The organism is Streptomyces sp. NPDC059455 (assembly GCF_042750115.1).
Taxonomy (GTDB): Bacteria; Actinomycetota; Actinomycetes; order Streptomycetales; family Streptomycetaceae; genus Streptomyces; species Streptomyces endocoffeicus.
The window spans coordinates 30672-38613 of the sequence record NZ_JBHYVB010000109.1 but is presented as its reverse complement, the minus strand read 5'-3'; the positions used below and the strand labels follow the sequence as shown (position 1 = coordinate 38613).

Here is a 7942-nt window from a genome sequence, read left to right as displayed (position 1 = left end):
GCCAGTGCGCGCCCGCGTTGCCCGCCCCCCCGGGCGCCCCCGCGTAGTCCGGCCCCTCTGGCCCCGCCGCGTAGTCCGACCCCCACGGCGCCGCCGCGTCGTCCGGCCGCCACAGCGCCTCCGCCGTTCCGGCCGTGGCCGGGACGGACGGCTCCACCACTGGGCTTGAGGGCTCGGACACCCGCGCCACCGGCGCGATCCGCCGGGCCCCCGTCGCCTCGTCCCGTCGCCACAGCGCCTCCGGCATCCGGGCCGGGGTCGGACCGGACCCCTCCGCTACCTGGCCGGATGGCTCGGCCACCGGTGTCACGCGCGAGATCCGCCGCGCTCCCGTCGCGTCGTCCGGCCCCCACGGCGCCGTCGCGTCGTCCGGCCCCCACGGTGCCGCCACGTCGTCCGACCGCCACGACCCCGCCGTGTCGCCCGGTCTCCATGGCCTCGCCGTGTCGTCCCGTCGCCACGACCCCGTCGGGTCGTCGGGTCTCCACCGCGCCTCCGTCGACCCGAACGACCCCACCCCTGACGGCTCCGCCGCGCTCGCGGTGCTGTGCGTGGCGTTGGCCGTGCCACCGCTCGTAGCACCCGGCGCCGCCGTCACCCACGAGCCCCCTGACAACCTCGGAGCCGCCCCCGGCGCCCCGGGTAGGCGCACCCGGGCCAGCCCGCAGGGCACCTGGGGGGTGACGTACGGCAGGCGCAGCTCGCCGTCCCTCGTCCACAGGCCCGCGCCCGGGAGCCAGCCCTCCGGGGCCGGGAACTCGCGCAGGCGCCGCTCCGCCGGGCGCCATACGCCCACCCACGGCCGCCCGGCCCCGGCCCCGGCCCCGGATCCGGATCCGGATCCGGATCCGGATCCGCCCCGTCCGTCGATGCGGAAGGCGACCGCGCACACCTCGGGCGTCAGCACCTGCCCCGGCTGTACCGCGAACGGCGTGGCCTCCGACCACCCCGCGGGCCGCAGACAGTCCGGGAACCGCACCGGGCGGGTGCTGCCCAGCACGCCCCATCCCAGCCGCTGCTCGCCGGGCGCGTCGGACCGTACGAGCAGCAGACCGCTGTCGGGGTCGGCGAGCAGCAGCCGGTCGTCGCTGCGCTCGGTGATCTGGAGCAGCGGGCTGGTCTCGCCGCCGCGCCGCAGATCGACCACGACGGTCTTGGTGCGGCCGTCGAGTTCGCGGTCGAGGGCCAGCAGCTGGCCCGTACGGTCCAGCCAACTGCCGCCCGTACAGCGGCCGGGCACCTCGGCCAGGTGCTGGGGGGCGAGGACGCCGCCGCCGAACAGCAGCCAGACGGAGGTGGACCGCGGCCCGCGCCCCAGCGCGAACGCGCACAGGCCGCCCGGCGCGGGCGGCAGCAGCGAGACCTCGGCGCGGTCGATGCCGCCGAGCGGGCGCTCGCCGGTGCCGGGGCCGGTCGGGTAGAGCAGCGAGAAGGCGTGGTGGCCGGCCACTTGGCGGTGGATGAGCACCTGCCCGTCGGCCAGTGGCAGCAACTCGCTGTCCGGCTCCTCGGGCTGGGCGGCGGGCAGCGGCACGGCGTAGGGCTCCGGGCCGTCCAGCGTCCAGCGCTCGGGGTACCAGCAGCCCGCCTCCCCGCTGAGCGCGAGCCGCGCGCCGTACGAGCGGTCCGAGGCGATGGTGAAACCCCCTCGTGGCCGGTCGCCGACGCCCCCGGTGAGGGCGGTGTCGAAGGCACAGGCAGTCATCGATCAGTCACCTCCGGCCACTGAACGTAGTTTTCGCACTCCCTGCCGAAGGCCGTAATGGGCCTGCTCCACCCGTAAGTGTGGCTCTTGCCCGATTCGCCTGAGAGGTCGGGGGTGAATGTGCTGTAAGCGACGCGGGGATGGTTTGTGATTAAAGTAAGGCACACCTAAGTGCGATCGGCGCGCTCGTGAGAACGGGCGTGCCCAGCTATCCCTGGAGCTCCGTCATGTCCCTGCGCGCACGCGGCAGTGCCGCCCTCGCCCTCGCCCTGGCCGGGGCGCTCTCCCTCACCGCCTGCGGATCGTCGGACGACGGCGCGGACGACGGCAAGCGCGACGGCGGGGGCGGGAAGTCGGTCGCCCAGGGCGGCAAGGACTTCGGCAAGGCGGCCGAGGAGACCGCGAAACTGGGCACGGACGCCAAGCCCGGCGCGTTCCCCCGCACCATCACCCACGCGATGGGCAGGACCGAGCTCAAGAGCAAGCCGAAGCGGGTCGTGGTGCTCGATGTCGGCGAGCTCGACAACGTGATCTCGCTGGGGCTGAAGCCGGTCGGCTACGCCCCCTCCGAGGGCGACCAGGCCATACCCGACTACCTCAAGAAGGACGCCGGGAACCCGAAGAACGTCGGCACCATCAACAACCTCAACCTCGAGGCCATCAACGCCCTCCACCCCGATCTGATCCTCGGCAGCAAGCTGCGCGCCGAGCCGCTCTACGACGAGCTGAAGCAGATCGCCCCGACCGTCTTCTCCATCCGCCCCGGCTTCACCTGGAAGGAGAACTACCGCCTCAACGCCGCTGCCCTGGACCGCACCGCCGAGGCCGACCGCTCCCTCGACGCGTACGAGAAGAAGGCCGAGAAGCTCGGCGAGGACATCGGCGCCGACAAGCCGACGATCACCATGCTCCGCTTCATGCCGCAGGCCACCCGGCTCTACGCCAAGGCGTCCTTCATCGGCACCATCCTCCAGGACGTCGGTCTGCCGCGGCCGAAGAACCAGCAGATCAACGATCTCGCCGCGGAGATCGGCCCGGAGCGGATCGACGAGGCCGACGCCGACTGGATCTTCACCGGCGTCTACGGCGACCCCAAGGCCACCAAGCGTGACCAGGCGGAGTCCAACCCGCTGTGGAAGAAGCTGAAGGCGGTCAAGGCGGGCCGGGCCCGATCCGTCGACGAGGAGACCTGGTACCTGGGCCTCGGCGTCACCGCCGCCGACCGGGTCCTGGACGACCTGCGCGGCTACCTCGTCCGCGGATGAGCGTTTCCGCTCGGTAAGTGGGGGTGCCGCCGGGGAGCGGACTCCGCTCCCGGGCGGCGTCGAGCAGGGTGAACATGACGTCCAGGACATGCCGGTTCGGTCCGGCGAGGGACCGGAGCAGGCGGCCCGCCGCCGGCGCCCGCGCCAGGTCTGCCGGGCATTGGTCCCGGGCGGAGCCCGCGTGGCGACCATCGTCGCGCTGTGTGAAGGCCGGGGCAGGGCTCAGCCGTGATCCGGGAGGTAGCCTTGCCCCGTGCCCGCACTCAACGACGTCCTCGCCGCGCTCGACGCCCTCTGGCCGCCCGAGCGGGCGGAGCAGTGGGACGCCGTCGGCACGGTGTGCGGTGACCCCGACGCCGAGGTCACCCGCGTGCTGTTCGCCGTGGACCCGGTCCAGGAAGTGGCCGACGAGGCGGTGAACCTCGGCGCCGATCTGCTGATCACCCACCATCCGCTCTATCTGCGGGGGACGACCACGGTCGCCGCCTCCACCTTCAAGGGCCGGGTGGTGCACACGCTGATCAAGAACGACATCGCCCTGCAGGTCGCGCACACCAACGCCGACACCGCCGACCCCGGCGTCTCCGACGCCCTCGCCGGCGCGCTCGACCTGCGGATCGTCGGCCCGCTGGTGCCCGATGCCACCGACCCCGAGGGCCGCCGCGGACTGGGCCGGATCTGCGAGCTCGACCACCCCGAGACGCTGCGGGAGTTCGCCGAGCGCGCCGCCGCCCGGCTGCCCGCCACCGCGCAGGGGATCCGCGCCGCGGGCGACCCGGACCGTAACGTCCGCCGGGTGGCCGTCAGCGGCGGCTCCGGCGACAGCCTCTTCGACGCGGTGCGCGCGGCCGGGGTCGACGCGTTCCTCACCGCCGATCTGCGCCACCACCCGTCCTCGGAGGCGCGGGAGCACAGCGATCTCGCCCTGCTGGACGCCGCGCACTGGGCCACCGAATGGCCCTGGACCGAGCAGGCCGCGGCCCAGCTGGACGAGATTTCCGACCGGCACGGCTGGGGTCTGCGGACGCATGTCTCCCGTATCGTGACCGACCCCTGGACGGCCCACGCCGCGGCTCCCGCCGCCCCTCGCTCGACTCCCTGACCTCGTTTCCGTCCCACTCGACTCCCCTGGAGCCCCACGCTGAATGCCGCGCCCGCCGATCAGATCCGCCTCCTCGACGTCCAGGCGCTCGACGTCCGGCTGTCGCAGCTCGCGCACAAGCGCAAGACGCTGCCCGAGCACGCCGAGATCGAGAGGCTGAACGCCGATCACACCCAGCTGCGCGACCTGCTCATCGCCGCGCAGACCGAGGAGAGCGACACCGCCCGCGAGCAGACCAAGGCGGAGCAGGACGTGGAGCAGGTGCGCCAGCGGGCCGCCCGCGACCAGAAGCGCCTGGACTCCGGGGCCGTCACCTCGCCGAAGGACCTGGAGAACCTCCAGCACGAGATCGCCTCCCTCGCCAAGCGCCAGGGCGACCTGGAGGACATCGTCCTGGAGGTCATGGAGCGCCGGGAGTCCGTCCAGGAGCGGGCCGCCGAGCTGACCGAGCGGGTGGAGTCCCTCCAGTCGAAGATCGGCGACGCCACCTCGCGCCGGGACGCGGCGGCCGAGGGCATCGACGCCGAGATCGCGACCGCCACCAAGGAGCGCGAGGTGATCGCCGGGACCGTCCCCGCCGATCTGCTGAAGCTCTACGACAAGCTGCGCCAGCAGCAGGGCGGCGTCGGCGCGGCCCGGCTCTACCAGCGGAGCTGCGACGGCTGCCGCCAGGAGCTCGCCATCACCGAGCTCAACGAGGTGCGCTCGGCGGCCCCCGACACGGTGCTGCGCTGCGAGAACTGCCGCCGGATCCTGGTCCGTACGCCCGAGTCGGGGCTGTAGGCCGATGGCGCGGCGCTTCATCGTCGAGGCGGACGGCGGGTCCCGGGGCAACCCCGGGCCGGCCGGCTACGGCGCCCTGGTGCGCGACGCCGAGACCGGTGAGACGCTCGCCGAGGTGGCCGAGTACATCGGCACCGCGACCAACAACGTGGCCGAGTACAAGGGCCTGATCGCCGGGTTGCGGGCGGCGTACGCCCTGGACCCGGCGGCCGAGGTCCGGGTGCGGATGGACTCCAAGCTGGTCATCGAGCAGATGTCGGGCCGCTGGAAGATCAAGCACCCCGATATGCGGCCGCTCGCCGCCGAGGCCAAGGGGATCGTCCCGCCCGGCCAGGTGACGTACGAGTGGATCCCGCGCGAGAACAACAAGCACGCGGACCGGCTCGCCAACGAGGCGATGGACGCGGGTAAGCGGGGCGAGCGGTGGCAGCCGAAGGTGCCGCCCGGCGGCACACTGGCGGCGGGCGGCACACTGGCGGCGGGCGCGCCGGAGGCCGCCGGGCCGGAGACCGTGGCGGCCGGGCCGGAGACCGTGGCGCCGGAGGCCGCCGCACCCGCCGACGACGCCCTCGCCGAGCCCGCCGCCACGGGGGCGGCCCCGGCGGTGGGCTGGGGCTCGGCGGATCTGGGCACCCCCGCCACGTTCGTCCTGCTCCGGCACGGGGAGACCCCGCTCACCCCCGAGAAGCGCTTCTCCGGCAGCGGCGGCACCGACCCCGCGCTCTCCGACGTCGGCCGCCACCAGGCGGAGCGGGTGGCGGCGGCGCTCGCCGCACGCGGCACCATCCAGGCCGTCGTCGCCTCACCGCTGCGGCGCTGCCGGGAGACCGCCGAGGTGGTGGCCCGTCGCCTGGGCCTGGACGTCCGCGTCGAAGAGGGGCTGCGCGAGACGGACTTCGGCGCCTGGGAGGGCCTGACCTTCGCGGAGGTCAAGGAGCGCTACCCGGACGACCTGGACGCATGGCTGGCCTCCACCGAGGTGGCCCCCACCGGCGGCGGCGAGAGCTTCGCGACGGTCACACGCCGGGTCGCGCTCGCCCGCGACAAGCTGATCGCCCGTTACCCGGGCCGCACGGTGCTGCTGGTCACCCATGTCACCCCGATCAAAGTCCTGGTCCGGCTGGCCCTGGGTGCCCCGCCGGAGTCCCTGTTCCGCATGGAGCTCTCGGCGGCATCGCTGACGGCGGTGGCGTACTACGGGGACGGGAACGCGTCGTTGCGGCTGCTGAACGAGACGGCGCATCTGCGGTAGGGACTGACCGCGGCAGCGGTCACGGTGCCGATCGCGCTGGCTGTCACGGTGCCGACGGGCGGCGGCTGTCACCGCCGCAGCGCCGCCGCCTCCCGGGCCAGGGACTCCACCCGAGCCCAGTCGCCCGCCTCCAGCGCGTCCGACGGCAGCATCCAAGTGCCGCCCACGCAGCCGACGTTGGGGAGGGACAGATACCCGAGGGCGTTCGAGGCGTTGACCCCGCCCGTCGGGCAGAAGCGGGCCCGGGGGAGCGGGGAGGCGAGCGCCTTCAGATACGCGGTGCCCCCGGCCGCCTCCGCCGGGAAGAACTTCATCTCCTCGACCCCGCGCTCCAGCAGCGCCACGACCTCCGAGGTGGTCGAGACCCCCGGCAGATACGGCAGCCCGGACGCGTCCAGCGTCCCCAGCAGCCGGTCCGTCCAGCCGGGCGTGACGAGGAATCGCGACCCGGCGGCGACGGCCGTCTCCACCTGCTCCGGGGTCAGGACCGTACCGGCGCCGACGACCGCGTCCGGGACCTCGTCGGCGATCGCCCGGATCGCGTCCGCGGCGGCGGGCGTCCGGAAGGTCACCTCGATCGCGGGCAGCCCGCCCGCCACCAGCGCACGGGCCATCGGAACCGCGTCGGCCACGTCGTGGACGATGACCACGGGGATGACGGGGGCGAGGTCGAGCAGCGAGGAATCCGGGGAACCGGGGGAGGGTGCGGTGCTAGTCACGGCGCCCATCCTGCCCGCGGTGCGGCGCACCGCGCAATGGTGGTTGCGCATGTCGCAACGAGCCTGTACGAGTCGCAACGAGCCCGTACGAAACGGGAGCGGACCCGCACAGCACCCGAAACGCGAGCGGACCCGCACAACACCCGAGTACCCACCTACAGCTCCGTCACCACCACATCCACCCCCCACGCACGCCCCGCCCGCTCGGGCGGCGCCGCCTCCACCACGTACCCCAGCCCGCGCAGCGCCTCCACCAGCTCGCCGGGGCCGTCCGGTTTGGCGCCCGCGGTCAGCAGGTCCCGTACCATCCGGCCCTTCGTCGCCTTGTTGAAGTGGCTGACGACGGACCGCTTCTCGACCCCGTTCACGATCTTCGACTGCAGCACCCGTACCGTCGCCGTCCGCTCCGCGACCGCCCCCTTGGGCTTCCACGCCGCCGCGTACGCCGCCGAGCGCAGGTCCAGCACCAGCCCGTCCCCGGCGGCCTCCGGAAGCACCTCGGCCATCGGGGTCCGGGTCCGCCAGTAGGTGCCGAGCGCGCCGAGCCCCGGGAGCTTCACGCCCATCGAGCAGCGGTAGGAGGGGATACGGTCGCCGATCCGTACGGCGCCCCACAGCCCGGAGAAGACCAGCAGCGACCGCTTCGCCCGGCGGCGGGCGGGAGCGGGCAGCGTGGCCAGGCCGAGCGCGTCGTACAGCACACCGGTGTAGATCTCCCCGGCCGGCCGCGCCGCGGCCTCCCGCAGCGCCGCGTTCTTGGCGATCTCGCCGCGCAGCCCCTCGCTGAGCCCCAGCGCCTCCGCGGCCTTCCCCTCGTCGCCCGAACAGAGCGACACCAGCTCATCCAGCACCTCCGCCCGCGCCTCGCCCAGGCCCGGCAGCGACAGCGAACCCAGGTCCAGCGGGGACCCGGCGCCTCCCGTGGCCTTTCCTTCGGACGGCGGCAGCAGGACGAGCACGGCGGATCTCCTCGAAGGTCGAATGGTCGTCGGCGACGGGGCGCGGGGCGGACCCGGAAAACCGGGGCCCGCCCCGCCCCCCCGCCGACCGCCGCCGGCCCCACCCCCCCCGGCCCCCCGCCCCCCGGGCGACCGGGGGGGGGCCGCGGGGGTGGGG

7 protein-coding genes are annotated in these 7942 nt (G+C 74.2%); 4 read left to right on the top strand and 3 right to left on the bottom strand.

Going from position 1 to position 7942, the window contains the following annotated elements; translation table 11 throughout:
• A partial coding sequence (locus tag ACFXB5_RS32115) for a hypothetical protein (RefSeq protein ID WP_385214404.1) occupies positions 1 to 1705 on the bottom strand: 1705 nt, incomplete at its 3' end.
• A 227-nt stretch (positions 1706 to 1932) separates the two neighbouring features.
• On the opposite strand from ACFXB5_RS32115, the gene ACFXB5_RS32110 reads away from it, so the two are divergent.
• The 4 genes from ACFXB5_RS32110 (at position 1933) to ACFXB5_RS32095 (ending at position 6107) form a co-directional block, all read left to right on the top strand.
• The gene (locus ACFXB5_RS32110; protein ID WP_385214401.1) at positions 1933 to 2970 is read left to right on the top strand and encodes an ABC transporter substrate-binding protein; all 1038 of its coding nucleotides are present in this window, start codon (positions 1933 to 1935) and stop codon (positions 2968 to 2970) included.
• 253 nt (positions 2971 to 3223) lie between these two features.
• The gene (locus ACFXB5_RS32105) at positions 3224 to 4072 is read left to right on the top strand and encodes a Nif3-like dinuclear metal center hexameric protein (RefSeq protein WP_385214398.1); all 849 of its coding nucleotides are present in this window, start codon (positions 3224 to 3226) and stop codon (positions 4070 to 4072) included.
• Positions 4073 to 4111: 39 nt separating this feature from the next.
• On the top strand, positions 4112 to 4855 hold the full coding sequence (locus tag ACFXB5_RS32100; protein WP_201855719.1) for a zinc ribbon domain-containing protein: 744 nt from the start codon (positions 4112 to 4114) through the stop codon (positions 4853 to 4855).
• A gap of 4 nt (positions 4856 to 4859) precedes the next feature.
• A complete protein-coding gene (locus ACFXB5_RS32095; RefSeq protein ID WP_385214395.1) occupies positions 4860 to 6107 on the top strand; it encodes a bifunctional RNase H/acid phosphatase in 1248 nt (415 codons plus the stop codon).
• Between the two features lie 68 nt (positions 6108 to 6175).
• On the opposite strand, the gene eda is transcribed toward ACFXB5_RS32095, so the two are convergent.
• The gene (gene eda / locus ACFXB5_RS32090; RefSeq protein WP_385214392.1) at positions 6176 to 6835 is read right to left on the bottom strand and encodes a bifunctional 4-hydroxy-2-oxoglutarate aldolase/2-dehydro-3-deoxy-phosphogluconate aldolase; all 660 of its coding nucleotides are present in this window, start codon (positions 6833 to 6835) and stop codon (positions 6176 to 6178) included.
• A 146-nt stretch (positions 6836 to 6981) separates the two neighbouring features.
• On the bottom strand, positions 6982 to 7785 hold the full coding sequence (yaaA, locus tag ACFXB5_RS32085) for a peroxide stress protein YaaA (protein ID WP_385214389.1): 804 nt from the start codon (positions 7783 to 7785) through the stop codon (positions 6982 to 6984).
• Positions 7786 to 7942 lie beyond the last annotated feature (157 nt).